General features: G+C 57.3%; 26 protein-coding genes and 2 pseudogenes. 12 read left to right on the forward strand and 16 right to left on the reverse strand.

All coding sequences use genetic code 11. The annotated features are described in order from the left end of the window. Window positions 1-39: 39 nt before the first annotated feature. The 5 genes from ABNF92_RS07970 to ABNF92_RS07990 are packed head-to-tail and all read left to right on the forward strand — an operon-like array spanning window position 40 to window position 6,027. Window positions 40-525, forward strand: coding sequence for a PaaI family thioesterase (locus tag ABNF92_RS07970; protein ID WP_031209883.1), 486 nt, complete (start codon window positions 40-42; stop codon window positions 523-525). Further along, window positions 522-1,013, forward strand: coding sequence for a PaaI family thioesterase (locus tag ABNF92_RS07975; RefSeq protein ID WP_011784137.1), 492 nt, complete (start codon window positions 522-524; stop codon window positions 1,011-1,013). Before ABNF92_RS07970 ends, ABNF92_RS07975 begins: the two co-directional genes overlap by 4 nt. Continuing rightward, window positions 1,003-1,905: an alpha/beta hydrolase gene (locus ABNF92_RS07980; RefSeq protein ID WP_011784136.1), complete on the forward strand. Its 903-nt coding sequence runs from the start codon at window positions 1,003-1,005 to the stop codon at window positions 1,903-1,905. Before ABNF92_RS07975 ends, ABNF92_RS07980 begins: the two co-directional genes overlap by 11 nt. A 37-nt stretch (window positions 1,906-1,942) precedes the next feature. Further along, complete coding sequence (locus tag ABNF92_RS07985; protein ID WP_011784135.1) at window positions 1,943-2,995, forward strand: efflux RND transporter periplasmic adaptor subunit; 1,053 nt, start codon at window positions 1,943-1,945, stop codon at window positions 2,993-2,995. Then, on the forward strand, window positions 2,992-6,027 hold the full coding sequence (locus tag ABNF92_RS07990) for an efflux RND transporter permease subunit (RefSeq protein WP_011784134.1): 3,036 nt from the start codon (window positions 2,992-2,994) through the stop codon (window positions 6,025-6,027). The genes ABNF92_RS07985 and ABNF92_RS07990 overlap by 4 nt, the downstream gene beginning before the upstream one ends. A 115-nt stretch (window positions 6,028-6,142) precedes the next feature. On the opposite strand, the gene ABNF92_RS07995 is transcribed toward ABNF92_RS07990, so the two are convergent. The 13 genes and pseudogenes from ABNF92_RS07995 to ABNF92_RS08055 all read right to left on the reverse strand — a co-directional run. Further along, on the reverse strand, window positions 6,143-6,910 hold the full coding sequence (locus ABNF92_RS07995) for a MipA/OmpV family protein (protein WP_011784133.1): 768 nt from the start codon (window positions 6,908-6,910) through the stop codon (window positions 6,143-6,145). A gap of 71 nt (window positions 6,911-6,981) precedes the next feature. Next, window positions 6,982-8,064, reverse strand: coding sequence for an aldo/keto reductase (locus ABNF92_RS08000; RefSeq protein WP_011784132.1), 1,083 nt, complete (start codon window positions 8,062-8,064; stop codon window positions 6,982-6,984). 61 nt (window positions 8,065-8,125) lie between these two features. Next, the gene (locus tag ABNF92_RS08005) at window positions 8,126-8,722 is read right to left on the reverse strand and encodes a TetR/AcrR family transcriptional regulator (RefSeq protein WP_011784131.1); all 597 of its coding nucleotides are present in this window, start codon (window positions 8,720-8,722) and stop codon (window positions 8,126-8,128) included. Window positions 8,723-8,860: 138 nt separating this feature from the next. After that, window positions 8,861-9,529, reverse strand: coding sequence for a cupin domain-containing protein (locus tag ABNF92_RS08010; protein ID WP_011784130.1), 669 nt, complete (start codon window positions 9,527-9,529; stop codon window positions 8,861-8,863). Between the two features lie 47 nt (window positions 9,530-9,576). After that, window positions 9,577-10,197 (reverse strand): glutathione S-transferase, encoded by a 621-nt coding sequence (locus tag ABNF92_RS08015; protein ID WP_011784129.1) that lies wholly within the window; start codon window positions 10,195-10,197, stop codon window positions 9,577-9,579. A 228-nt stretch (window positions 10,198-10,425) separates the two neighbouring features. Then, window positions 10,426-10,893, reverse strand: a complete 468-nt coding sequence (locus tag ABNF92_RS08020) for a MarR family transcriptional regulator (protein WP_011784128.1) — start codon at window positions 10,891-10,893, stop codon at window positions 10,426-10,428. Further along, window positions 10,877-12,310, reverse strand: coding sequence for an efflux transporter outer membrane subunit (locus ABNF92_RS08025; protein ID WP_011784127.1), 1,434 nt, complete (start codon window positions 12,308-12,310; stop codon window positions 10,877-10,879). Before ABNF92_RS08025 ends, ABNF92_RS08020 begins: the two co-directional genes overlap by 17 nt. Continuing rightward, a complete protein-coding gene (locus ABNF92_RS08030; RefSeq protein WP_011784126.1) occupies window positions 12,300-15,467 on the reverse strand; it encodes an efflux RND transporter permease subunit in 3,168 nt (1,055 codons plus the stop codon). The genes ABNF92_RS08025 and ABNF92_RS08030 overlap by 11 nt, the downstream gene beginning before the upstream one ends. Continuing rightward, window positions 15,464-16,717 carry an efflux RND transporter periplasmic adaptor subunit gene (locus ABNF92_RS08035; RefSeq protein WP_011784125.1) on the reverse strand — a complete coding sequence of 418 codons (1,254 nt, stop codon included), beginning with the start codon at window positions 16,715-16,717 and terminating at the stop codon, window positions 15,464-15,466. The genes ABNF92_RS08030 and ABNF92_RS08035 overlap by 4 nt, the downstream gene beginning before the upstream one ends. 56 nt (window positions 16,718-16,773) lie before the next feature. Next, the gene (locus tag ABNF92_RS08040; RefSeq protein WP_227501191.1) at window positions 16,774-17,724 is read right to left on the reverse strand and encodes a lipid A deacylase LpxR family protein; all 951 of its coding nucleotides are present in this window, start codon (window positions 17,722-17,724) and stop codon (window positions 16,774-16,776) included. A 316-nt stretch (window positions 17,725-18,040) separates the two neighbouring features. Further along, window positions 18,041-18,487: a MarR family transcriptional regulator gene (locus ABNF92_RS08045; RefSeq protein ID WP_011784123.1), complete on the reverse strand. Its 447-nt coding sequence runs from the start codon at window positions 18,485-18,487 to the stop codon at window positions 18,041-18,043. Between the two features lie 186 nt (window positions 18,488-18,673). Next, window positions 18,674-19,513 (reverse strand): universal stress protein, encoded by an 840-nt coding sequence (locus ABNF92_RS08050; RefSeq protein ID WP_011784122.1) that lies wholly within the window; start codon window positions 19,511-19,513, stop codon window positions 18,674-18,676. A gap of 101 nt (window positions 19,514-19,614) precedes the next feature. Continuing rightward, window positions 19,615-19,773: pseudogene (locus ABNF92_RS08055) on the reverse strand (MarR family transcriptional regulator); the annotation flags it as partial. 209 nt (window positions 19,774-19,982) lie between these two features. On the opposite strand from ABNF92_RS08055, the pseudogene ABNF92_RS08060 reads away from it, so the two are divergent. Further along, window positions 19,983-20,609: pseudogene (locus ABNF92_RS08060) on the forward strand (transposase); the annotation flags it as partial. Here ABNF92_RS08060 and ABNF92_RS08065 read toward each other — a convergent pair. Further along, entirely contained in the window at window positions 20,562-20,771 is a 210-nt protein-coding gene (locus ABNF92_RS08065; RefSeq protein WP_022988836.1) for a transposase, read from the reverse strand. The pseudogene ABNF92_RS08060 and the gene ABNF92_RS08065 sit on opposite strands and share 48 nt — an antisense overlap. Before the next feature lie 63 nt (window positions 20,772-20,834). Then, window positions 20,835-21,005 (reverse strand): hypothetical protein, encoded by a 171-nt coding sequence (locus ABNF92_RS08070; RefSeq protein WP_220150157.1) that lies wholly within the window; start codon window positions 21,003-21,005, stop codon window positions 20,835-20,837. A 376-nt stretch (window positions 21,006-21,381) separates the two neighbouring features. On the opposite strand from ABNF92_RS08070, the gene ABNF92_RS08075 reads away from it, so the two are divergent. From ABNF92_RS08075 to ABNF92_RS08100, 6 genes are all read left to right on the forward strand, one after another. Beyond that, entirely contained in the window at window positions 21,382-22,230 is an 849-nt protein-coding gene (locus tag ABNF92_RS08075) for a hypothetical protein (protein ID WP_011784118.1), read from the forward strand. After that, window positions 22,223-22,498: a hypothetical protein gene (locus ABNF92_RS08080; RefSeq protein ID WP_011784117.1), complete on the forward strand. Its 276-nt coding sequence runs from the start codon at window positions 22,223-22,225 to the stop codon at window positions 22,496-22,498. The genes ABNF92_RS08075 and ABNF92_RS08080 overlap by 8 nt, the downstream gene beginning before the upstream one ends. Window positions 22,499-22,568: 70 nt before the next feature. Further along, window positions 22,569-22,958, forward strand: a complete 390-nt coding sequence (locus ABNF92_RS08085; protein WP_011784116.1) for a hypothetical protein — start codon at window positions 22,569-22,571, stop codon at window positions 22,956-22,958. Between the two features lie 120 nt (window positions 22,959-23,078). Then, window positions 23,079-23,711, forward strand: a complete 633-nt coding sequence (locus ABNF92_RS08090) for a recombinase family protein (protein WP_022992177.1) — start codon at window positions 23,079-23,081, stop codon at window positions 23,709-23,711. A gap of 48 nt (window positions 23,712-23,759) precedes the next feature. Further along, window positions 23,760-23,918 carry a hypothetical protein gene (locus ABNF92_RS08095; RefSeq protein ID WP_022992176.1) on the forward strand — a complete coding sequence of 53 codons (159 nt, stop codon included), beginning with the start codon at window positions 23,760-23,762 and terminating at the stop codon, window positions 23,916-23,918. Between the two features lie 105 nt (window positions 23,919-24,023). Further along, on the forward strand, window positions 24,024-24,374 hold the full coding sequence (locus ABNF92_RS08100; RefSeq protein WP_081699727.1) for a hypothetical protein: 351 nt from the start codon (window positions 24,024-24,026) through the stop codon (window positions 24,372-24,374). Window positions 24,375-24,406: 32 nt separating this feature from the next. Here the strand turns inward: ABNF92_RS08100 and brxL are convergent, their stop codons facing one another. After that, complete coding sequence (gene brxL / locus ABNF92_RS08105; protein ID WP_022992174.1) at window positions 24,407-26,458, reverse strand: BREX system Lon protease-like protein BrxL; 2,052 nt, start codon at window positions 26,456-26,458, stop codon at window positions 24,407-24,409. Window positions 26,459-26,468 lie beyond the last annotated feature (10 nt).

A 26,468-nucleotide genomic window follows, 5' to 3' on the forward strand; every position in this document is an offset into this window, starting at 1 on the left:
CGCCCCTGCGCGAAATGCATGTCAGACTGGGCGGATCTGATGAACGATCTGAACAAACTTCAGCACAGTGACGCTGTGACGACGGCGTGGCAGTTCACCGAACAGGTTCCTCACGGCAGGGATCTGGGCATGCAAGTTGTCTCGGTAGACCAGGGCCAGGTCTGTATGCGGCTAACCCCGCAGTCATGGATGTTCGCCCATAAGGATACAAAAGAAATCTGCACCAGCGTACTTTACTCGCTGGCAGACTCCGCCGGAGGCTTGGCGGTATTCGCGGGTGCCCTGGAGTTGATGCCCATTGCCACTCTGGATCTGCGCATGGATTATTTGCGGCCTGCCATCGGCGACCGGGCCCTGTCAGCGGTGGCCACCTGTCGTCATTTATCGGACGATGTCGCGTTTATTCATTGTGACATCCTTAGCGAGGGAAATCGCGAGTTACTAGCGACGGCAAACGCCACCTTCATGCGTAACACCCAGGGACAGCAATTGCATGCAGGTGGACCAGGAAAGGAGAGCGCATGAGCACGACTGGCGATTCGGCCCCACAAATCTCAGGCACTGCGGAAAGTGCGAAAGAATGTGCTGACTGGCAGGCTCTTCTGGAGCGCATTCCCTATGCACAGCACCTCGGGCTTGAGGTTCAGCGCGGTGATGTAGGCGTATTGGTTCATTTGCCGTGTCGTGAAGCGCTGATTGGCAACTTCATGCTACCAGCCCTCCATGGCGGCGTGCTTGGAGCCCTGATCGAACTCACCGCGCGGGTGGCTGCGCAAAGCCAGGATGCAGAGACACGTTGCCCGCGCATTCTCGACAGCCACATCAATTACCTCCGCTCCGCGAAGGCCCGATCGACGTTCGCCAGGGCCGACATTATTCGGCAAGGCAGGCGCACCAGCCTGGTCCAGGTGACCTGCTGGCAAGGCGATGATAAAAAACCGATCGCCACTGGTCAGGTTCAGTTATTGCTCCCGACAATGGCCGCCCAACAAGAAGACCGTCATGGACATTAAGCACAACACACCTGAACGCGACGAATTCCGGGCGACGGATGGCGCCGATATCGCACTGTGGCGCTGGCCGCAATCCAAAGCGCGACCCACACTGCACTGGGCCCATGCCACGGGTTTCCATGGCCGCCTGTACCATCCACTGCTTGACGAGCTCGCCACGGACGTCAATGTCCTGGCCTGGGACATGCGAGGACACGGGGCCAGCGTTGGTGCAGCCAACCTGTCGACATTCCGGGGCTGGGAAACCTATTATCGCGACCTGATCGCTCTGCTGGAATGCCTGGACGAACCGGTCTGGCTTGCCGGCCATTCCATCGGTGCCACCACCAGCATCATGGCCGCTGCCCGGCGGCCTGACAAAGTGCTGGGTCTGATTCTGGCGGAACCGGTGATCATGGATCCGGTGCAGGGCCTGAAGTTGGGGCTGGCCAAGCTGCTGCGTCAGTCACATCGGTTGTCGCTGGCCGCCGGAGCGGCACGTCGGCGCAGGGTATTTGATTCGCACGCTGCTGCGCTGGACAACTATCGTGGCCGCGGTGGCTTCAAGACCTGGCCCGAAGCATGGCTGAACGCCTACGTCCAACACGCCTTCGTGCCGCAGGGTGACCAAGTTCAATTGGCGTGTGCGCCCGAATGGGAGAGCACCACCTTTGCCCATACCGAACACAACCCCTGGCCCGGTATTCGTCAGTTGCGGTGCCCGGTTATAGCACTGGCCGCGGAACGCGGGTCAACCTTCTCACCAAAGGCACAAAAACGCCTGAAGGCCCTGCTGCCTTCGGCTGACGTCAGGGTTCTTGAGGGCACGACCCATTTTCTGCCTATGGAGCAGAAGGACATCGTTCGCGATGCTATCCTGCAACTAGCTTTATCTGGATGCCGCGAGAACTGATATCCACACCTTAATCTTGCCGATCGAGACATCTGCCATGCGCTTTCTGCTGACCCTGTTTATCTCGCTGCTCATTCTGTCAGGTTGTCAGCAGTCCGCGGAAACGCCTCCAGAGGCCCGCCCCCCTGTTCCCTGGGTAAAAACAGTGGAATTGAAGGAGGCAGGTCCAACATCTCAGAGGTTTTCAGGAACCCTGCGAGGCCGCCACGAAGTTCCCCAGGCCTTTCAGATCGCCGGCCGGATTCAACAACGTTTCATCGATCCCGGTCAGCGCGTGGAAAAAGGCGACTTACTGTTCAAACTCGATTCACGAGACCTTATCGCAACCGCGGAGGGGGCCGCCGCAGATCTGAGGCGTGCAGAAGCGGCCCTGGCCATTGCCACTAATGAGCTCCAGCGACAGCAGGAACTGGTAGGACGTCAGTTTGTCAGCGAACAAACCCTGCAACGCCTTGAACTGGCGGAGCGTGAAGCACGCAGCCAGGTGGAAACGGCTTCTGCACGAAATCAGCAGGCTCAGAATGCTCTGGGATATGCGGAACTAAAAGCCGCCAATGCAGGCGTGATCACCGAGGTCATCGTTGAGCCCGGCCAGGTTGTGGGTGTCGGTCAAACCCTTGCCGTTCTGGCTGAAGATCAATCCCTGGAAGTCGAGGTCTTTTTACCTCAGGGCAGCAACCCGCCCCGGCAAGGTTATGTTCCTTTACCCAATGGCGAACAGCTTGCGGTGAATCTGAGAGAGATTGCCGGGGCTGCCGACGCCAGAAGCCGGAGCTGGCGTGCCCGATACAGCCTGGAGGGGCCCTACCCTTCGTCTTTAACGCTTGGTTCAGTGGTGAGTGTCCGGCTGATGCAGAAACAAACCACGGCCAGCCATCGTGTACCGCTGGGTGCCCTTGATGAGAGAGGAGAAACGCCGCAGGTCTGGTTGGTCTCCGACGGCATGGTGACCCCCCTTGCGGTCGAGGTTATCGATTTGGGTGAGGAGTATGCGCAGATCCGGGCCAACATCAACGCGACTACGCCGATCGTCGCATTAGGGACACACCTGCTCACGCCTGGCATGGCGGTGCGGGAGCTGGCTCAATGAGCCTGCCTAATCTTTCCGCACTGGCAGTGCGCGAGCGTTCGGTCACCCTCTTTTTTCTTTTGATGTCCGTTGTTGCGGGCTTCTACGCGTTCTCATCCCTTGGTCGGGCGGAAGACCCTGCGTTCACTGTCCGGGCAATGGTGGTTTCTGTGGTTTGGCCAGGAGCAACCCCTGAGGTGCTACGGAATCAGGTGGTGGACCGCCTGGAAAAACGAATACAGGAAGTGGCGTATTTCGACACTGTTGAAACCACCATTCGGCCCGGACAGGCCACCATGCTTATCCGGTTCCAGGATTATACGCCTAGTGAAAAAATGCCCGATCTCTTCTATCAAGTTCGCAAGCGCATGTCCGATGAAAGCCCCAATCTCCCCCGTGGTGTCATCGGCCCCATCGTTAACGATGATTTCTCAGACGTGTATTTCTCCCTGATGGCCCTCACAGCACCGGGAATGCCAATGCGTGAACTGACCCGCGAGGCAGAAGCGATACGAGATCGCCTGCAACGGCTACCCGGCTTGCAAAAGGCACAGATCCTGGCCGAGCGTCCTGAGCGGGTGTATCTCGAGTTTGATCAGGACCGGCTCAACAATCTCGGCTTGTCGGCAGAAGAAGTGTTGCAGGCGATAGAGGCCAACAATCGCCTTGAGCCTCTGGGCTTTGTTGATCTTGCCGGCCCGCGGGTTTATGTCCGCAGCAACATTGACCTGTCTGACCTTGAGCGCCTCGCCTCAGTACCTCTGCGTATCGGAGACCAAGTTATCACCGTGTCTGATCTGGCCGAGGTGCGTTTGGGCTATGAAGATCCGTTGAACTACATCGTCCGTTCCAGCGGTGAGGATGCGATCCTCCTGGGCGTCGTCATGGAGGCGGGCGAAAATGGCCTGGAGTTTGGTGAACGGCTCAGTAAGTTTGTCAGCACTGAACAGGCCAGGCTGCCCCTGGGGATGTCAATACAGACCCTGACCAACCAGGCTGAGGCCATCACTCAGGCCGTTGATCTTTTTCAGGTCAAGTTTCTGGTGGCATTGGTCGTCGTAATGGGCGTCAGTATTCTGGCGATCGGCCTGCGTGCGGGTTTAGTGGTGGGCATTGCGATTCCCGTTACTCTCGGGCTGACCTTTTTATTGATGAAAATAGCGGGCATTAACCTGGACCGCATCACCCTGGGCGCGTTGATTATCGCACTGGGCCTGTTAGTGGACGATGCGATCATCGCCATTGAAATGATGATTGTGAAGATGGAGAGTGGCTGGGACCGGGTACGGGCAGCCAGTCATGCCTGGAGCGTCACAGCCGCGCCCATGCTGTCTGGAACGCTAGTAACAGTGGCCGGTTTTGTCCCCATCGGCTTTGCTCAGTCGGGTGTCGGGGAATACACCGGTAACATCTTCTGGGTGCTGGCTTTTGCGTTGCTGATTTCCTGGGGGGTGGCGGTCACCTTTACGCCTTATCTGGGCGTCAAGCTATTGCCCGATTACATCGGGCATACTGGCCAGGACCTTTATCAAAGCGCTTTTTATCAGCGGTTGCGTGGGGTGATTGCAGCGTGTGTAAGGTACCGGAAAACCGTCGTTTTTCTCACAGTGGGTTTACTGGCTCTCAGTGCTTTCGGTATGGCAGCCCAGGTACAGAAGCAGTTTTTTCCCAGTTCTGATCGCCCCGAGGTTCTGATCAGTGTCTATGCTCCGCAGGGGAGCGCTATTGCCACCACGGATCAAAGCGTCAGACGCCTCGAAGCGATATTGATGGACATGCCGGAGGTTAAAAGCCTGTCCGCTTACATCGGTGCCGGTGCACCCAGATTCTTCGTATCGGCAAACCCCGAGCAGCCGGACCCGGCGTTTGCCAAGTTGATTGCCATCGGGCAGGACGTTGAAGGGCGCGATCACATCATCTCGACGCTGGAGGCCAAAATCGCGGCGGGTGAGTTTCCTGAGGCGAGAGTGCGTGTAACGCGTTTGCTGTACGGCCCGCCGGTGGCCTGGCCGGTCAGTTTTCGAGTGTTGGGTCCGGAACCCGATCAACTCAGAGAGATCGCGCACCAGATTCGGACTCTCATGACCGGGCATCCGAACATCGTCATGCCGCACCTCGAATGGGATGAGCGTGTGCCCACGCTCTATCTTGAGTTGGACCCGGAAAACCTGGGCTGGATGGGCCTGACCCCGGCAGAGGTTGCACGGCAACTCCAGTTCCAGCTTCGCGGCGTGGCCGTTACCGAGTTACGCCAGGGCATAAGGAGCGTTCAACTGGTGGCGCGTAATGCCCGCGGTGAAATCATGATGCCCGAAGATCTTGAAATCAAAACCCGCGACGGCCGCAAACTCTCCGTAAAACAACTGGGGCAGTGGCAGGTTCGTTATGAGGAACCGGTTATAAAGCGTTACAACCGCGCCCCCTTCCTGGCCGTTCAGGCGGATGTGGAAGGCGCCCAGCCACCGGATGTCACCAAAGAGATCTGGAGTACGATGGCAGGCCTGCGTGAACGGTTACCGGACGGTTATCGTATTGAAATTGGCGGTACGGTGGAGCAATCCGCCAAAGCCAACGCCTCCATTCAGACTTTACAACCGGTGATGTTGGCGTTGATGCTGATTTTCATCATGCTTCAGATGCGTTCATTTATCGGCACCTTGACCGTTCTGGCCACCGCGCCATTGGGACTCATTGGCGCTGTGCTGGCTTTGCTGTTGTTTAATCAACCTTTTGGCTTTACCGCGTTGTTGGGGCTCATTGGCCTGGGCGGTATCCTGATGCGAAACACCATGATTCTGACGCAGCAGGTGCAGGACAACTTCACAACTGGGATGGCTGCTCGGGAAGCCGTGGTCGAGGCAGCCGTCCAACGCGCTCGCCCCGTGGTACTCACTGCCCTGGCGGCCGTTCTGGCGTTTGTACCTCTGACCTTTGACCTGTTCTGGGGGCCGCTCGCTTATGTACTTATAGGGGGCGTAGCAGTCGGCACTCTGATCACCCTACTGTTTGTTCCGGCGCTTTACGCACTCTGGTTTCGGTTAAAGGAAAAGTGAGCCAGGTGTTTGAGCTCCGAAGTAATCCTTACATAGCCGACGAAGCCAGAACCGGGAGATTCAGGGGTTACTTGCCCATTCCCGTGACAAGAATTGCCCCGGTCCCCGAAGACATTCAGAATCGGTAACTCATAAAAACACCGGTGTAGGCTTGGGTAGCCTCCCCGATATCACTGACAATCGGGCTATCCTCGGCATCGCCGGTTAATTGTGACACCCCAGCGGTCGCGGTGACCGACCATTGCGCAGACAACGAGTAGGTTAAACTGCCTGTCAGGCCATACCGGGCATAGCCATCAGGGCTATAAGAGGCCAAGCCGGAGCGGGCACTTTCCGTATCGGAAATACCAAACCTATCGTCTGTCCAGTCATCACTGCTGTAGGTCAGGTTCGGCCCCAGGGAGGCAAACCATTGATCGCTGAACTGGTTCCGCCATCGTGCCTTAAGCACCACCTGATAGCCATCGACATCGCCGGTGAAGGGAGATTGGACGGCTGCGCTGTACGACCATGCGTCGTGGTTGTAAGCAACGCGCAAGCCGGCGATCGCGCCGCCATCAATCTTGTCCAGGCGTTCAAGATCCTCGTCATTGTCGCGCCCCGGAATGTAACCAATAAAGGGCGACAGCTTCCAGTTGCCGTGGCGAATCAGGTTCCAGCCAAGACCATCGCGAATGTTAAAGTAGAAACGGTCACCATAGCTCACATTGATCGTCGGCCAGACCCTGGTTTCATAATCGTCGCTGCCAAGGTAGTCCGGAGTATAGAGTACACCCGCACCCAGGCTGGCGTCCCACGCCGAGTTTGCCAGGCCCGGGGTTGAAACAACCAACAGCGTCGTCGATGTGGCCAGTAGCCACGGACGTTTAACTTTTGACAGCATAGACGAGTTTTCCCGTTGTTTGGCTGCGCAGCCAAGGCGCAGCGAAATGTGTGCAGTGGGTCGCTATCGGATTAAGGCTCGGAAGGATTTCGGTACCCGGCCATCATTGCCATCATCCAGCCCGGGTACTCCTCCGGGATACGACTCACCTCGTCCAGAGCTTTACGCTCGTCATCAGACAATCGGATCTGTGCGGCCCGGATATTGGCTTTCAACTGATCTGGTCGCTTGGCACCAACAATAACACTGGATACAGGTTCCTGGTGCAGTAGCCACGCAAGAGCGATCTGGGCCACGGTGACGGGTTCGCCGTCAATCTGCTTTCCGTCAGCCACCTCACGCATGACCTTGATAACCTCTTTGCCCCGCTCGCGGTTAACCGGAGGGAAGTCGAACTTAGTGCGCCGGTTCTCCTCGGATACGTCCGGATCCTCGTATTTGCCGGAAAGGTAACCGCCGGCCAGCGGGCTCCACACCATCAACCCGACCTTTTCCGACGCCAGCATGGGGATCACCTCCCGTTCCAGGTCGCGCCCCACCAGGGTGTAGTACGCCTGCAGAGACGTTACCGGGCACAGGTTGCGGGCCCGGGTGATACCGATGGCCTTCATGACCTGCCAGGCGGCCCAGTTAGACAAGCCCACATAACGCACATGGCCCTGTTGCACCAGGGTGTTCAGTGCCTCCAGGGTTTCTTCGATCGGGGTGGCCGGATCAAAGCCATGGATCTGGTACAGATCAATGTAATCGGTCTGCAATCGCGCCAGGCTCGCCTTGCATTCGCTCATGATGTGGCCACGGGAAGCACCACGGGCATTGGGGCCCTCGCCCATGGGGCCGAGCACCTTGGTGGCCAGCACGACATCTTCCCGGCGAACGCCGAGGTTCTTCAGGGACTGGCCGACGATGCGCTCGCTGGCCCCGAAGCCATAGATGTTGGCGGTATCGATAAAGTTGATTCCCGCCTCCAGAGCGATCTTCACCAGTTCGTCGGCCTGTTCCTGCTGCAACTGGCCGATCAGGCCCCAGATGTCTTCATCACCGCCGAAGGTCATGGTTCCCAGGCAGAGTTCGGAGACGAACAAGCCCGAGTTTCCGAGTGCTGTGTAGCGTAACGGATTGTGATCAAATCTTGGCAGGTTGTGAGGGGTCATGTTGCACCTCCTGATAACAGGTTAATGTCACGACTTTCTGTCGCGTCTCATTCACTGCCATTCAAGCGCCAGTGTTGTTCCCTTCCGAAGCACTTTGGCAGCGAGCCCTTAAAAGTTGTGTAGCCGCATCAAATGGAGCTGGGTCTTGTGCTGTGCGTGCCGCCAGGTGGGCGCCTTCCAGCGTGGCCAGGGTTGCGCAGGCTTCTTGTGAGGGATCAGAAATGGACGAAATTGACCCATCCCTCAGGCCCAGTTCAAAGGTTGCCCTGGTCCAGTCCAGCACCATTGCCCGAACGCTACCCACCCGGTTGACAACCGCCTCGGGCAGGCTTTCGCGACAGATTGAAAAGGCAACGCACAGGCAGACGGTCTGGCCGTCATGCAGGGCACTTCGGTACACAGCGATGAGAGCACTCAGGCGTTCGCCGGCGCTGGAACAGGCCGCCTCTATTTCAACCAGCCGCTCTTTCAGGCTGGTGTGATACCGCTCGATCAAACGCTCCGACAAGTCCGCCTTGGTCGGAAAATGATAATGAATGGAAGCCTTTCTGATGCCAATGGCCTTCGCGAGATCCGCATAGCTGAATCCGTCAAACCCTCTTGATCGGGCGGTGCGCTCTGCGAAGTCTAACAGGGCGGTTCTTGTGTCACGGTTCATAATTAGTCAATGGTTAACGTCGTTCACTCAGGCAGTTGCCGTGTATGGCACCTTGATCAGGGGAAGGTTACGATTCCTTCCCCTGATCAAGCCCTTTTTGGCTCTTTGGCAGCCCAGAAATGTTCAGGCTCCTGCTGGTTACACTTCAGGGGTCCTGACAAACCGAAGGTGCCCTGTCTTCATCCAGATTTTCGCCCCACGGGCTCCGGCCGTTGCGGACAATGCTTCTCCTTCGGGCAGACGCAGCCAAGCATTCCTGCCCAGCACTTCATCGTTTACCGTGACATCGCCGTCCAGGACCAACACCTCGATCCCGCCGGCCGCCTCTGATGTCAAGTTAGCACCGGGCTCAAGCTTGCGGTGAGTGACCGTTTCACGCTCGTCCTCATGCAGGAGCGAGGTGGAAATGCCCTCCACCGGAGCACCCAGTTCCGCTTCCATGTTTTTGCTGAACTGGGTGCGGTCCGCCGGGTCGAACTGCCAGAGCTTGACAAAAATCGTACAGCCCTCGGCAGAGCCTGGTACATGAGAGGTGGTTGGCGGATTCCGCACATAGGTTCCCGCAGGATAATCCCCATGTTCGTCCTGAAACACACCGTCAAGTACGATGAATTCCTCACCACCGTCATGAGTGTGCGCCGAGAACCGGCTGCCTGGCGCATACCGCACAATACTGGTGGCACGGGCCACTTCGCCACCGATACGATCCAGCATTCGCCGCTCCACCCCTTTCATGGGTGAAGGGCGCCACTCAAGCTGGTCAGTATCAATGACCACGGGCTTTGTGAAATCTGCATTGATTTCCATGCTCTGTCCTCCGGTTAATCAGTCCGCCAAGCCAAAAGGCCCGGGCATCAGCCGGTAATCGACGGACGGGCCGCGACCCGGGCACGCCAGGCCAGGAGATGATCCAGGTGACCGGGAATGTCAACCTTGGCGAACTCTGCAAACACCAGTCCGGCATAAGCCGTGATATCCGCAACAGTGAAACGGTCACCAGCAAGAAACTCGTTTTCCGCAAGCACCTCGTTGAGATAGGCCATCGTGGACTGAGCGACCTCTTTCTGCTTATTACCCCAGTCAGGACATTGCCATGTCTCAAGGTCGGGCCCCAGTCCCCGGGTTGCGTGGTGGAAATACGCGCCCACCGCATTCATCAAACCGGATTCGGCACGAATATTCATCATCGCGATAACCGCACGCTCTTTAGGCGAGGCGCCCGTCAGGGAGGGCCCGTCAAACACACCGTCAAGGTACTCAGTGATGGCGTTGCACTGTGCAATGCAGGTGCCGTCATCAAGCTCCAGTACCGGCACGGTGGCATCGGGGTTCTTTGCCCTGAAATCAGTGGTACGGTGTTCACCACCCATGACATCCACCGGGACAAACACCACTTTATCGGTGGCACCTTTCTCGGCAAGGGCAATGCGAACGCGCAGCGGGTTGGGAAAGCCTTCAGTGTCGTAAATTTTCATTGGTTACCTCTGTTGGTCATTAAGCATACGACGTTTAATTTACCTATCAGTAGATAGGTGCGCAAGAGGCAATTTAATTAGTCTGCTTTGCTTTGAGCCGCTGACCAGACATTCCAGATGGCAAAAACCATTCAGGCCTCCTCGCAGTAACACCAGCCAGGGTTGCTCTGACATAGCCCGCGTTTCCTTCAGGCCCGGATTAAATCCAAGGTTAAACCTTTGATGTTATTATTTTTTATGTCCATGGATTTGAGATTTCAGCTGCTTTAGAAGGTCTTTGGAGCTCTCATAATACAGGGTGTAGAACTGATCCAGATCAGCCAGCTTGGCAAGCGTTTGTTCATTGGTAATGGTTGCCTTGGCTTCGGCGATCACCTCCTTTCTGGCCTCGAGCCGTTTTATCTGCCCTTCCACCAAGGCAGCGTAGGGATGGGGACGAATCGCGAAGAAGTCCTGGCGCTCACCCGGCATTGTTCGACGCTCAACAATGCCGAGTCTTTCAAGAAAGCACGTATTCGTACTGACGCTCGCCTTACTGACACGCAACGTATCCACAAGCTGCGATGAGCTGACGGGACCATCCGACACGATCAGTGTCGCCCAAAGTTGCCCAGCGATGCGGGAAAAGCCTTCAGATTGAGCCTGAAGACCGAGGCGCTCAATAAAACGCCTGTCTGATTCAGTCAGTGTTTTCATAATCAGAAGATTGCAATGAATTCTGCCAACCCCCGCCCAGCGCGCGATACAAATTAACCGTCGACTGCAAGTGATCGCGCCGCGTTTCCACGAGATCAAGTTCGGTTGTAAACAGGCTTCGTTCAGCGTCCAGCACCTCCAGGTAACTGGACGCGCCACCCTCAAAGCGCAATCGCGCAAGTTTAGCCGTGCTTCGCAGTGCTGCTACCTGCCGGGCCTGCGCTTCCAGGCGATCTTCGGTACCACGCACCCCGGCCATCGCGTCGAGCACCTCCCGAAACGCCACCTGAATGGCCTGACGATACGCAATCAGGGCCTGGCGTTGACGCGCCTCCGCCTGATTGACTAGTGCCTCGGAACGCCCGAAGTCCAGCAACGGGCCGACTAACGAGCCGCCCAACTGCCACGTGGATGCCGAACCCTGGAACAAGTCGCCACCGGACGCACTTCGCAGGCCCAGCAGCCCCTCGAATGAAATCCTGGGCAGAAACGCCGCCCGGGCAACACCGATTTCGGCGTTGGCCGCGATCAATTCCTGTTCGGCTGCGGCAATGTCGGGTCGCCGAACCATCAGATCTGCTGGTCGGCCTGCAGGGATACTGGCCGGAACATCCATCTCACCAATGGTATTCGCTACGGAAATATCACTACGTACAATCCGTTGTGGATCTCGCCCCAGAAGCACTGCCAAGGCGTTTCGCTGAAGGGAGCGCTGTTGGCGAAGCCTCGGAAGTTCGGATTCAGCGGCCGCAAGCTCGGATTCTGCCTGCCGCAGGGCCAATTCATTAATCTCGCCTCCTTCAAACCGGGCCCGTTGCAGGGCGACCGATTCGCGGCGGGACGACACGGTGCGTTCCGCGATGTCGATCTGACGATCAAGCGCACGCAAATTGAAGTAACCATTGGCCACCTCACCAATCACGGCCAGTCGCACGGCCTCGCGATTCGCTGCACTGGCCAGAAGCCGTGCCCGGGCTGCTTCGCTGGCATTGGCAAGCCGCCCCCAGAGATCCAGCTCGTACGATAGAACACCGCCAACCTGGATATCATTGAAGGGTTGACCACCAGTACTGTTGACGGACTCCTCACTCGGGCCCTGGCGCACCGCGGAGCCCTCCACCTCCAGAAGTGGGTATCGTTCTGCCTGCTGTCCGGTAAGGAGCGCCCTTGCTTCGGCAACCCGGGCAGCGGCGAGCTGCAGATCGTTGTTGGCATCAAGTGCCTCCTCAACAAGCGTGACAAGTGCCGGATCGCCATAGCCACGCCACCAGTCCAGAGGGAGTTTCTCGTCCGCCGAAAGTCGTGCGGACGTCCAGTTTTCCGGCATCGACGGCTCGGGCTTCTTAACAGTCGGCGCGAGTGAGCAGCCACCAAGTGACAACACCATCAAAGTGGTCAGCAATACCTTAACGGTCATCAGCCACACCTCCATTTGCCCGTCCGGGAGCGGCCGCAGCCGAGTCATCCTGGTCTCTGGAGCCACTCAGAAAATCCGTGATACGGCGGACGACCACATAGAACAGTGGAATAAAGAACGTCGCCAGTATCGTTGCCGAAATCATGCCGCCAAGAACCGCCGTTCCTATCGCAATACGGGTGGTTGCACCGGCACCACTGGCGAAAGCAAGCGGCAACACACCCATGCCGAAAGCAACCGATGTCATCAGAATCGGCCTCAAGCGCACTCGCGCCGCTTCCTTGGTTGCCTCGATCAATTTCATTCCCTGATCCTCTAACGAGCGGGCGAACTCCACCAGAAGTATAGCGTTGCGCGCAGTCACACCAACGGTGGTCAGAATGCCAACCTGGAAGAAGACGTCGTTAGGAAGCCCGCGAACCATCGCTGCAAGTACCGCCCCGAGTACGCCCAAGGGCACCGCCAGCATCACGGAAATGGGTATGGTCCAACTTTCGTAGAGCGCGGCGAGCGCCAGAAACACCACCAGTGCCGACAGCGCGTAAAGCAGGGATGCCTGGGCACCGGCCTGGCGCTCCTGATAGGACAGGCCGCTCCAGGCGCCGGCCACACCGTCCGGGAGTTGAGCGATCAAACGTTCGACCTCCGCCATGGCCTCACCGGTACTGTAGCCCGGTGCCGGCTCACCCTGAATCTGACGGGACGGAACACCGTTGAAACGCTCAAGGCGCGGTGAGCCATACTCCCAGCGTCCGTTCGTCACTTCGCTCAACGGGGTCATCTCTCCGTTAGCGGCTCGCAGATACCACGCCTCAAAATCCTCAGGCAGCATCCGGAAAGGGGCATCACCCTGAACATAGACTCGCTTGACCCGCCCCTCATGGAGAAAATCGTTAACGTATTGCGAGCCCCAGGTCACCGACAGAAGTCGACTGATCTCGGACGGCTCTATGCCAAGGGCCTGCGCCTTTTCGTAATCAATGTCCACTTTGTAGCGGGGATTGTCCGCCAAACCGTTGGGGCGCACACTCGTCAGCACGGGGCTTTCGGCCGCCAACTGCAGCAATTGACCTTGCGCTGCCATGAGCGCTTCATGCCCGATGGCACCCCGATCCTGTAAACGCAATTCAAAGCCCAGGGCCTGCCCCAATTCCGGTATCGGTGGCAAATTGAAAGCAAAAGCCCGCCCATCACGCACCAGCCCGGCAAGCGCCCGGTTCGCCCGCTGAATGATCGCGTCGGCGCTTTGCGTCTCGGGATCGCGCTCACTCCATGGCTTGAGATTGACGAACGCCAGTCCCGCGTTCTGCGCCCGGCCAGCGAAGCTGAAACCAGCGATTGTGAAGAGGCCCTGCACCTCATCCTGGTCCATGAAGTAATCTTCGATAACCTGAATCGTATCGATTGTGCGCTGCTGGGTCGCACCGGCGGGCAACTGATACTGCACCACGGCGAACCCCTGGTCTTCCGCGGGCAGGAACCCGCCGGGCAACCGCACAAAGAGAACGGCCACCAGGCCGACGATGCCCAGGAACGCCAGTGTGTAGAGCCAGGCGTGGCGCGCCGTATGGCCAACCAGGCGGACATAGCCCCGGGTCAGTCGCCCCAGGCCTGCCTCAAACCAGCCGAACAGTTTTTGCAGCAAGGTTCTTTCATGCGTGGGCTTGAGGATCCGACCACACAGCATGGGGCTCAGAATCAGAGCCACCAGCACCGAAAGCACCATGGCACCAGCAATACTCAGGGAAAACTGCCGATAGATTGCCCCGGTGGAGCCCGGAAAGAAGGCCATCGGGATAAACACCGCAGACAACACCACGCCGATGCCAATCAGCGCGCTGGCTATCTGCCCCATGGACTTGCGCGTCGCCTCCATCGGGCTCAGGCCGTCCTCATGCATCACACGCTCGACGTTCTCAACCACCACGATGGCGTCATCCACCAGAAGGCCGATCGCCAATACGAGACCGAAGAGAGTGAGCATGTTGATGGAAAAGCCGAAGGCCGCCATGATCGCAAAGGTGCCCAGCAGCACCACCGGGATTGCGATCGCTGGTATCAGGGTAGCCCGCCAACTCTGGAGAAATACCAGCATGACCAGGACCACCAGGGCGATTGCCTCGATGATGGTTGTGACCACCGCGTCGATGGAGGCCTCCACGAAGGGGGCCGTCTGGTAGGGATACCGAATCTCCACCCCTTCCGGAAAATACGGCTCGAGCTCCTGGAGCCGCGCTTTAACAGCCTCTGTGACCGCAAGCGAGTTGGCACCCGGCGCCAGATTGATGCCAAGGCCGGCTGCCGGCTCGCCATCGTAGAAAGTGTCAATCTGGACTGCACCGCCGCCCAGCTCAACGCGGGCAACATCCCCCAGGCGCACCCGGGACCCGTCGGGCATACTCTTGAGCAGGATGTTGCGGAACTCTTCGGTTGAGGTGAGCAAGGTCTGGGCGGTGACCGTGGCATTGAGCTGCTGACCCTCGACCGCGGGCAGCCCGCCGAGCTGGCCGGCGGTGACCTGGGCGTTTTGCGCCTCGATGGCGGCGCTCACGTCGGCGACGGTCAGGCCGTAATTGGTCAACGCCGAAGGGTCCAGCCAAATCCGCATCGCATATTCAGAGCCGAAAACCTGCACGCTGCCGATACCAGTTACCCGTCCAATGGGTTCGGCTAACTCGGAGCTGATAAAATCGGCGATATCCAGCTTGCTGAGGCGACCGTCGGTAGAGACGAATGCCATTACCATCAGAAAACTGGTGCTGGATTTCTCGACGCTGATCCCCTGCTGGCGCACCACCTCCGGGAGCCGCGGTTCCGCCAGTTTGAGCTTGTTCTGCACCTGGACCTGGGCAATGTCCGGATCGGTGCCCGCCGCAAAGGTGAGAGTAACCGTAGCGTGGCCTGAGGAATCCGCTGTTGACCCCATATAGAGCAAATTGTCGAGGCCGGTCATCTCTTGTTCAATGACCTGAACCACCGTATTGGACACGGTGTCCGCCGAGGCGCCAGGATAATCGGCCTGAATCTCCACCGCCGGCGGCGCCACCGACGGGTATCGCTGGACCGGCAAAACGAAGATCGCCATGATGCCCGCCAACATGGCGACAATGGCCAGAACCCAGGAAAAAACGGGCCTGGAAATGAAGAAATTAATCATTGTGCGGGGCCCTCGTCGTCGGAGGCGCTTTTCTGTGAACTATCCTTGCCACTGGCTTGCTGGTTTTGGGTGGGATGTAATGGAACATCTGCCTCAACCGGCTTCACCTTGGCCCCTGGCCGAACCTTTTGCAGACCGGAGACGATAAGGCGATCCCCCGGCTCTAACCCGTTCTCCACCAGCCAGAAAGCGCCAATGGCCCGCTCTGCCTCTAACTGGCGGGCAACAACTTCTCCCTGCGGGTTGACCAGCAACGCCGTGGCCTCGCCTTGCGGATTACGGCTCACGCCCTGCTGCGGCGCCAGAAGGGCGTTCTCCCGCACCCCCTCGCTCAGGCGAACGCGCACGTACATTCCAGGCAGAAGGTCTTCGTCAGGATTGGGGAAAACCGCCCGCACAGTGACCGAACTGGTGCTTTGGTTGACGGTAACATCCGCAACGTCAACGCGTCCCTTATGCGGATAGAGAGTACCGTCATCGCGCAACAAAACAGTCTCGGCTTCATTTAGGCCGGGCTTAGAAGCCGCGCCCTCATTCAGAGACGACCGAATTCGAGCCAGTTTTTCGACCGGTAGCTGAATATCGACATACATGGGATCAAGCTGAACCACGCGCGCCAGGACCTGGGGCTGATTGGCGGTTACCAGTGCACCCTCCGTGTACAGTGTCGGGCCAATGCGCCCGGCGATGGGAGCCTTGACCTCGGTATACGCCAGCTCGATACCCGCCGTTTCGACCATCGCCTCGGATCGGGAGACATCCGCCCGGGCTGCCTCCAAGGCCGATAGCGCTTCATCACGCTGACGCTTGCTGACCGCATTCTTCTCAAACAAGTCTGACGTACGTGCCCACTCCCGCTGAGCCTGTCGCAATTCGGCCTGTGCGCGCTCCAGTTCTGCCTGGGCCCGTTGATGGGCAGCACGGTATCGGTTGGGGTCGATCTGGTAGAGGACCTCACCTGCTTTGACCTGGGCGCCTTGTTCAAACAAGCGCTCCTGCAAAATGCCCGTGACTTGCGGCCTCACTTCCGAGATACGGTAAGCGGCGGTCCTGCCCGGCAGTTCCATTGAAAGGTTCACACGCTGCGGCTGCATTTCAACAACCCCGACTTCCGGAGGCGGCGGCGCTGACCGTTCAGCCTTTGCCTGACCGGAGGAATTGTCACAACCAGCCAGCAAAAGAACCGCCAACCACATTGGCAACATGCGGACCCCAAATAGCCGCACCATCAAACTCTTCTCTGTCTGCATATAACTAACCTCTGAATGGGCAAAAGACTCAAAAACCGTTCAATTCATGCCTTCACTTATAACCAGGTAGACAGAACGATCGATCCAAACTGATCGACGCCGTCCTTTTCCTCGAATTCTTCGCTGCGCCACAGGTAGGTGTAGGCGATCTGCCAGCGATCCCAGGTCAATGCCGCACCCACCTGAGCATCGCCAACCCACTCACGACTGTCAACGGAGTGGCTGTCCTCGAAACTGTTGCCGTCGAGCAGCAGGTTGTGTGCTGTATAGCGCCCTTCTACGGCAGCGAAGACGTACCAGCTAAAGCCCCGATCCCGCCGAAAAGAAGATTGCCCGCCTTGTGCGGGGGCGACTGACGGAATGCCGAAACTACGATCAAGCCCCTCTCCCAAACGAAACCCAAGGCCGCTGGAAGCGTAGGTATACAGGTTGCCGAGCGCAAACCCGGCAGACGGTCCATATTCCAGGCTTAGCTCAGCGACATCCTGTTGTTTAAGCCAGGCCCGTTCATAACCAAAATTAATCACTGGCTCGTTCTCAAGCTGGTTGTCCCAACCCCTCGGCTTGTCTGCCGCAATAAGATCGTGGAAATTTCGTTGGACTACCTCAGCACCGGAAGCCGGTCCTACGATGCCCACGTCGATATGCAGGCTGTCTGCCAAACGCAAGCCACCGTGCTCCCTTTCGCTCAGTAGCGAAATTCCACCAAACAAAAGGCCGGCATAGGGGCGGTCATCTTTAATAAGCGTTTCGACCTCTATATCTTCGGGCGTATAGATCTGTTGCCCGAGCCGGTACGTTACGCCCGCAAGAGTACTGCCAGACCAGCCCGGAATGACGTCCGCAAGACGGCGGGTCCAATGTCGATCCGGGGGCTCAAAGGCCCAGATCACCTCTACGCCGTTGGTGTATTGACCATCGCCACCGGCGGAAAAGGCATCGTTTTCCACTTTCAGGGACAGCAGGCCGTCGGCGGAAGCTGACGTCACAAGGAAGCCCAGCAACAAACCTGAGCACCAACTCCAATAACACTTTTTGCCACGTCGAGATTTCAATAAAGCGCCCTCTGTCAAGGCGGGTTGAACCGGTTGCAAAAGACCATACTCCCGGATGCTGCCCCACTTTCCCGTGCCAGTTGATTCGGTGTTCCGCCAACAATGATAGGAAGGCTGCTGCAAAACTTGTTCATTTCGTTCAGCATGGACTGAACGTAACACACATAACGACGGACCGCCAGCCGTGATGGAACCGTCCTGTGCCGGCGAAATTTGCGGAACGCTCCAATCCTAATCTTGTCGCTCGCGTCTGAAAAATGTCTCGGGTTCAGTAATATTTGGGGTTGGCGGAATTTTCCATAACCCGTTCAAACACACGCAGAGCGACTTCCAGATCCTGGTCTTCAATGCCTTTCAGCATCTCCTCTCGCAAGAGATTCGCCCGCTCATTCAGTTCGCTCGAAAAGCGCTCACCGGTATTGGTAAGGTACAGCAACCTGACGCGCCGATCATGCTTACAGGGCCGTCGTTCAATCAGCCCCTGCTCTTCAAGGCTGTCAAGCAGACGGACCAATGTCGGATTCTCGATCGTCATCAAATGGGCTAACTCCCGCTGGGTCAATCCTTCACCACCACGCTGCAGGCAGACCATGGTGAACCAACGAGCTTGGGTAACCCCCAGGTCTTTCAGGCGCTCATCCAGTAACTTGCGCCAGCGCCTTGCCACTCGGGCATTGGCGAAGGGAAACTGATCTCGAGGGATTTGCGGGTCCATATCACTGTCCTGATATTGCTGACTCAGTAACAGTAAATCGTAAGCTAATCATTGAGGCAAGTCTGCGTTACGCACTAACCAGGTTTGCGCCAATTCGACCTGCAATTCAAGCAGGTTCTCAGGCCAGCTACTAAGGAACTTCTCCGAAGGGCTCCGTCAATAGCCCGCCAGCGCGTTCGTTTATAGTCAACGAGACACCAGCACAGGGATTGACGCTTGACAGAGTACAGTTCGAGTAGCGCTACCCAGCACCAGTCGGGTGAGCCGCGTATGGCCATAGGCGCCCATCACCAGCATGTCGGCATGGAACGCCCGCGCCTGCTCGAGTAGCACCGGGCCGACCTTACCACCGTCGACTTGTTCCAGTGTTACCTGTACGCCATAACGCGCGAGGTGGCGACACAGGTCCGCGCCGAAATCTTCTCTACACTCCAGCTCGCCATCCGGTTCATCGCAGACACAAACCACCTTCACTGCTTCTGCCTGGGCCAGGAAGGGTAACGCATCGCCGACAGCTCGTGTTGCCTCCCTGCTAGCGTTCCAGCCAACAACGATACGTCGTCCAATCCGTCCGGCCGGCCACTCGTCAGGAATGAGTATAGTCGGGCGTCCAGACCCGAAGATAACATGCTCGGCCATCCTGACCGTCATGGAAGGTTCAGGGGAGCTTTCGAAGGGAGGGACCAACGCCAGCCCTGCATAGCGCGCGTGTAGCATTAATTCCTCCGCCACCTCGCTCTCGGACAAGCGCCACTCTGCGCTAATACCTCTTGCGCGAGCCATTGCCTCAAACCGCTCCCTGACCTGAGTCTCTGCGTCCCGAACACGCACGCGATGCTGTTCGAGCAAGGCGCGCATGGCGGGGCCGGCCACAGCGTACGCATGAGGCATCGCTCTCAGTGGCGTTGCCACAAACACCGCTATCAGGCAGGCATCCCAGCACGCAGCGATGTCAGCGGCGATCGCCAGTCGCCGGTCATAGGGCCGAGCCTCTTCAAGAAAGACAACGATATCCTTAGGTAGCATGCTTCACCTCCTGGTCACGCGCTTTCCATAACCTACTCAAAAACACGCAGGCGGACCAATGTCGGATTCTCGATGACCATCAGGTGGGCTATATCCCGCTATGTCAGCCCTCCACCATCACGCTGCAGGCAGACCATGGTGAACCAGCGAGCCTGGGTAGCCCCCAGGTCTTTCAGGCGCTCATCCAGCAACTTGCGCCAGCGCCTTGCTAACCGGACACTGGTGAAAGGAAACTGATCCCGAGGGATTTGCGGGTCCATGTCACTGTCCTGATACTTATTAAGCCCTCTCCCCAGTCTAGCGGTTGACCGCTAAGCTGGAAGGCGACCAAACACCACAAGGGAGAAGACTCAATAAACTTTATCGTAGCACCTACCATCATTATTGTGGAATCAATCTGCTGCATGCCTGTACGTCTGTATCATCAACCAGCAGGGGGAGGTGTTGCTACACAAGGAAATCAAAGGACGGCAACTTCCCGCTGGCCTACACCTATCCCAACGAGATGCGGGCCACCCGCGACCTACTGCGACGACGCTTCCGCATCGTCCAGCACGGGGCCATGCTCAAAACCCACGTGGTGAACACCACCAGCCAATACAATCCGCCACCCAATAAGGTAAACCTTAAGAATGTGGGAGTCCGGGAACAGGTTCAGGCGGCCTTTGCCGGACAGAATGTCCAGCACAACATCAATCTCGACCTGGCCATCATCGAGTGCTATCACCGTGAGCTGAGCAAGCTTGAAGAACACCTGGAGCGGCAAGCCAAACAACATAATCCCACTTCTCTGAGTGTGCTGAGGACCATTCCCGGTGTAGGGCGCATCCTAGCGCTGACCATTCTCTACGAAATCGGTGATATCCAGCGCTTTGAGTCAGTTCAGAAGTTCGCTTCCTATGCCAGACTCATCAACTGCAAAGCCGAGTCTGCCGGCAAGGTGGATCCTGGCCACCGCAAGCGACGGGGCCTCGGGCTGTTTGTTCTGTCGGTCAGGATGACACCACTTCGCCAGCATCGCCAGACAGCCGCCAGAACCAGCCGGATCTCATCTTGCCTTTTTGGGGGCCTGACCGGCCCTGGTGGCCGGCCTTGATGAGCGTTTCGTCGATGGCCAGTACCGGCTGCGCGGCACGTTGTCGGTCTGCGCATCCACAATGGGGCGCAGCAGGTCGATGGCTCGCTTGACCAGCTTGGTCAGGGTACTGCGGCTGATGGTGATGCCGGATTGCTGGATGCGCTGGTGCTGACGATACAACGGCAGGGGGACTGAAACTTGTCCACCAGCAGGCTGACATCGGCCAGGCTGTTGTGCAGCACGTTAAATAGAGCCGGTGTTGTCGCAGGCTTCTCGGTGCCCTTTGCGCCGGAACACCGGGCGTTCCACCTTCAGCACCACGTAACTGGAGGCCCGCTGGGCCAGCCGGTAGGAGGTTTTGGTGCCGAGGATGTCGTACTGGTCGGCGTCCGGCCCGATCTGCTCCGATGGCATGTGTTCAATGACTTCCACCGGCACATCGGCACTAAAGCGCAGACCAGTATCGTTCAGGCAGTCGTCATCCCGCTGTTTCTTGCATGAATAGAAACTTTTTCTCTATTGGCCCGGTCGGTTACTACCCATGCTTATAAACTGGGATAAGTGGGAAACTGGGAATTTCTGATCCTTTTCCGATTTACCAACACCTCGCCTCAACCGAAAAAAACCTACTGGCAAGTCTAGCAAGAGCGGCACTCCCGATGCACCACTGCGGATACACCGAAGTTTGTACTGACAGCGCAACACATTGATTTTATTAAATATTATTTTGATTTTCCTCTTGCATATTTGAAACTTCGTGCGAATATTTTAGAAAACGCAGGAGTTCAAAATGACCAAGTTGAAGACCATTTGTTTTGCTGTAACTACAGCCGCGCTCGCGGGTTGCGCTGTCATGCCTCGACACTATGACGACGAATCATCCCGCGCACTGAATCTGGCCCGTGCCGGCGGCGTCTACGATCAGGACCTGCGGGATTCACCAGACGGGACGCGCTCGCATCGAAAGGGTTTGCTGGTAAGCGCCCTCGACCTGGCCAGATTGGCCACCTCATTAGATGCGCCGCTTCGTCATCTTACCGGCACCCAGACGCTGTTCTTCAACGCCACTGACATCATGATGACGCCGGACAACCCTTCGGCGCGACCCAGCCTGATGGGCTGGATGCCGGAATCACTGGCGGCGAACGAGGATGACGCCTATGACCACTATGTTGCCGTTGTAGATGAGGCCATCACCCAGGCCGCCGAGTCGATGGCGATAAATGTAACGAAGCTCACAGACGTGAAGACGCCGGAGATTGATGGGAACCCGCTCATGCTGTGGTCGGTAACAGTCGAGCGATATGGCTGTGCCGATAGCAACTGCATCATCGCCTATAACATCCAACAACCGAATCACTGGAAGACACCAAGCTATGTCATCGGCCGTGAAGCAGCCAGTTACAACATCGCTGCCAACCATCCCGAGAAATATTCCCGACTGGTATTTCGGCAGTCCGGCCATGAACGTACCTTTCCTGTAGATGAATTCTATGGCGCTGTCAGCGCCGGCATGCCTCCCTGGATAGTGATGTACTTTCCACCGAACACCGTGATCCAGGACGGCGAGCCGCTCCCCTATCCGGTGTTGTATGAACAGGGCCAACAGCTGATGTTCAGGGAGCCCGACCATGAGTGACTGGCACGATGAACTTGAGTTGGCACTGCTGCCGCTGGAGGACCTGAGAGTCGATAGCGTCTACATGACTTTTGTGATCAGCAATGCCCTGAGCGAGCGAGGCATTTTCCATCAATGCCGGATCGGATACGCGGAGGACCGACTGAGCCGAATGACCACCGCTCCCCATTGCTGGGTCGAGCTCGAGCAGGACTTGAGGGCGATGACGAACGATGCCTACAGCAAGGTGAAACCGCCGTGGCTGGCCGGGCAAGCCGCAGCGGCCTGACGCCGGGAAAAACTTGCATTTTCTCAGGTTCTGGTAGCTTCGAAGTAAAGAACTATCGGGGACTGAGGCCATGGTAAGAGTGGCAAAAATCGTAACAGTGGGGCTCGCCGGGATCGGCGTTGTGGAGCTCGCCTTTAGGGGTACCGATGCAGCGCTTTACGCATGGTATTTATTGTTCGTGCTCTGGGTGGTCGCACTGTTCATTCGCTTCGCACTGGCCGTAGTCGATGCCTACAAGACGGTTTTCGCCAAGGGACCCGATGGGGAAATGACGTTTCCTGAATTCGAACAAAAGATGGCGTCGTTCAGTCGAGGCAGTGATGAGGAGGCAACCGGCGCGGGCAACAAGGCAACTTCCGGCAATGGGAGCAATGGCGGTACAGAGGGTTTCTTCGATGACGACAGAATCAACCAGATTTATCGAGCGGACGATCCGTTCGGGGAGTTTCTCGACTCTTGAGGTGGTTCCTTATGGGTACAGATCAGGAGAACCAGAGGTTCGAACCCGGTAACGGCCACCAGAACCACCTAAACCAGACCGGCCAGAGAGAACCACTTATAACAGACTGAGGAACCGACGATGTTTATTCGAGCCTACCTTCGGGCATCCACGCAGGAACAGAATGCGGAGCGAGCCCGGGAGTCACTGGTACAGTTCGCAGCCAACCACGGTCAGCGTATTGCCGCTTTCTACGTGGAGAACGTGTCCGGCGCTACTTTGCACCGACCCGAGCTGATGAAGCTGATCACAGATTCCGGTGAGGGTGACATTGTGCTGGTCGAACAGATCGACCGGCTGGCTCGCCTCAAAAAAAGTGACTGGGACTCCCTCAAGCAAAAGCTGGCCGCCAAGCGGTTAGCCATCGTCTCCCCGGAATTACCAACCAGTTGGCTCGCTCTGGAAAAGAAAGACGACACCGGATTCACCGACTCCATTCTACGAGCGGTCAACGCCATGATGCTCGACATGCTGGCTGCCGTGGCCCGCAAAGATTACGAAGACCGTCGGCGCCGGCAGTTCCAGGGCATTCATAAAGCAAAAACGGAGGGCAAGTACCAGGGGCGGCAACCAGACCTGAAGCGCAGACAGCACATCGCCAGCCTGCTACGCAGTGGCCACAGCTACAGCGAGATCCAGGAGATGCTGAGTTGCTCGCGGCACTTGATTGCGTCTGTCGCCAAAGAACAAAGACAGGCCGATGCTGTGGCCTGAAACCAACAAACTGCCCTCAAAGGGCAGTCAACTATTGGAGACGTGAATATGCTGAACCTATCTGCCACACTGATTGCATTCCTGAGCTTTGTCGCAGTTGTACTTTTTATCTGCGTTGTGGCCTACCGCAACGCGGACCGGCTGGAAGCGTTCCTGGAGCGAAAGTTCCGAAAAAAATCACCCCGACACAATGGCGATCTGAAATAAATTCGGGGCAAACCGGTGTTCTTGCCCAAAACGGGCAGTTTGAGAGCCGTGCCTACTGCGTCGTCCATGGCAGCATAATCGTGAAGTCGATATGAGGTTATGCTCATGACGGACAAAACAGCCATGCTTCCCGAAAGCTTTCTATTTTTGCTGGAACAGGAAGAAAAGCGGAGGCAGCTGCGGGAGGACGCGGGGCTTCCGGCTCTCACAATACTGATCGACGCCGCTCATAGTGGAGGCGGCCAGGCCCGGCATATCCGGCGATTCCTGCTTGGCCTATATAACGCGAGTCACTGGCCATTCGAGCTGAACCGGCTGAGGGCCTTGGATGCCGAGCTGCAACAGGCTGCGTTGCAGGTTCTGGCGCTGGATTGGAATGGCCGGGAGGTTCACACCTATGTGCCGGGTGGTGACGAGCTGTTTCAGTCCTGGTGGGAGTGGGAAGCGAGCGCCTGACACACCGCCTCCCATTGCACTGCCGGGTGGATCTATGACTGTTTGATGAAGGTAATTTCGAAGGCCTTGCTAGACCGAAACTGCTGCAACCGGTTGGCAAACGCGAAGGCTTCATTCATCTCGTAGTGCTGGAAGATGTCCAACCCCCGATCCAGCGATATCTTCCAGCCGTGGTCCGTAACGATATGACGGGCGTGAATGGTGCCGCTTTCGTCAAACGCCCAGGTGAAGTCGATGCCCACGGTGCGAGCGGATTCCTGGATTTTTTCAAAACTCTCGTCTTGCAGGTCACCCTTGAACTCGTCCCTGACGGTGACGAGGTGAACCTCCACTTCATCTTCTTCGGCCTTGTTCTTCACGATGGCTTCGAGAAACTCCATGAAATTGCGGATCTGGTAGAAAAGCCGGATGTAGGGGTCTGTGACGGTGATCTTGCTGGCTCCTTTCAGGTATGCGCCAAACAAGCCGTCGAATGAGATGCCCTTCTGATTTTCCTGGAAGGTCAGGTGCTTTTCTTCCAGTACTGGCTCGGGGGCATTCAGCTCTTCTGGCTCGACACCTTTAACGTCCGCTGTTGGCTCGGGTTCTACTCCCTCGTCATCAGGAGTCGAGACCGTCTGGTGGTAGTAGCCTGGGTACTCTTCCTCCTCAAGTGTCGTGACCAGTATTTCCTGGCCTTGTTGATCCTGATAGGAAAAGCGTACTTCGCCGTAGGTGGTATCAATCCGCTGTAACTGGTCCTTGACCCGCTTGCGCCCCTCAATGGCAAAGCGCAGCACTTCTTCAACCTCTTCCCTGGTCGCTCCCCCCTGGGGGAACAGGATCTTCATCAAGCCGGAAAAGGTCTTGTTAATACCGTCCCGATCACGGGTCGAGATATCCGAAGAAAGGGTAAAGTGCTCCTTATACTGGTCGGAGTAATCGTAGTTCCGCATCGAGCGCAGGATTTCTGCAAGGTAGTCCACCACGAAGCCATAGCCGTCGGAGAACATCTCGCCCCGGATGATGTCGACCTCCCATCCCGGAATATAGAAGTGGATCCGGTCCAGAAAGGCAGAATCGTAGAACTTGTCCGGCAGTTCATCGAACAGGTCTGAATGCTTCAGCATGTAAGGAACAGTGTGCCGGGTGTTCCCCACGAACACCATGGACGCCTCGGCGCCCAGGGTTTCCACGCCACGGGAGAAGGACTTGTTGGCCATGTAGTTCTTCATGATGTCGACCAGGGCCTTGTCGACTCGCTTCTGTTTACCGGCGAATTCGTCAAAGGCCACGCAATCCCAGTAGCCCACCAGGCCGATTTTGCCGCTGGAGTTATTCACAAACAGCTTGGGTACGGTGACTTCACCACCGGAAACCAGGATCCCATGGGGCGAGAATTCGGAGTAAACGTGGGATTTACCCGTCCCCTTGGGGCCAAGTTCGATAAGGTTGTAGTTCCGCTCGCAGAACGGAATCAATCGGACCAGTTGCGTCAGCTTGCTGCGCCGTCCGAACATCTCCGGGTTAAAGCCGATACTCTGGATCAGCAGGTCAATCCACTCATCGGTGCTGAACTGCTGCCGCGCGGCAACGTAGGCGTCGTAGTCGAAGTGCGATAGCTGAATCGGCTTGAGGGTGGACAGAATCCAGGGGCTGACGTTCTGGTCTTCAGAAAATACGTATTCGATGTCCGCAATGCACCATACGCCGCTTACCAGCAGTTTGGGGTGGGCCTTGACGGTCCCAGAATCCACCAATACCTTCTTGATTCCCAGGTTGGAAAACTGCGCCTCGTAGGCATCCGTCTTCTCATTCAGGGCCACACTGATCTTGTCGATAACCTTGTAGCGCCCCTTTTCCTTGATATTCGAGCGCACCAGTCCGGCCTCGTTCCGGTGGACATAGTGCTTGGCCAGAATCTCCTTGACCGTTTCAATCCCTGTTTTAATCGTGGCCTCGTCGTTAGTGGCGCAGTATTGGCCGAGCAGATACTCCAGCACGTATGAGGGAACGATGGCGTTGCCCTTGACCGTTTTCACCAGGTCTTTGCGCACCACCAACCCGGGGAAGTGTTCGTTGATCTTTTGGTCAAGCGTACTCATTGGCTATAAC

The sequence above is a fragment of the Marinobacter sp. MMG032 genome, assembly GCF_040112695.1.
In the GTDB taxonomy this organism is placed as follows: domain Bacteria; phylum Pseudomonadota; class Gammaproteobacteria; order Pseudomonadales; family Oleiphilaceae; genus Marinobacter; species Marinobacter salsuginis.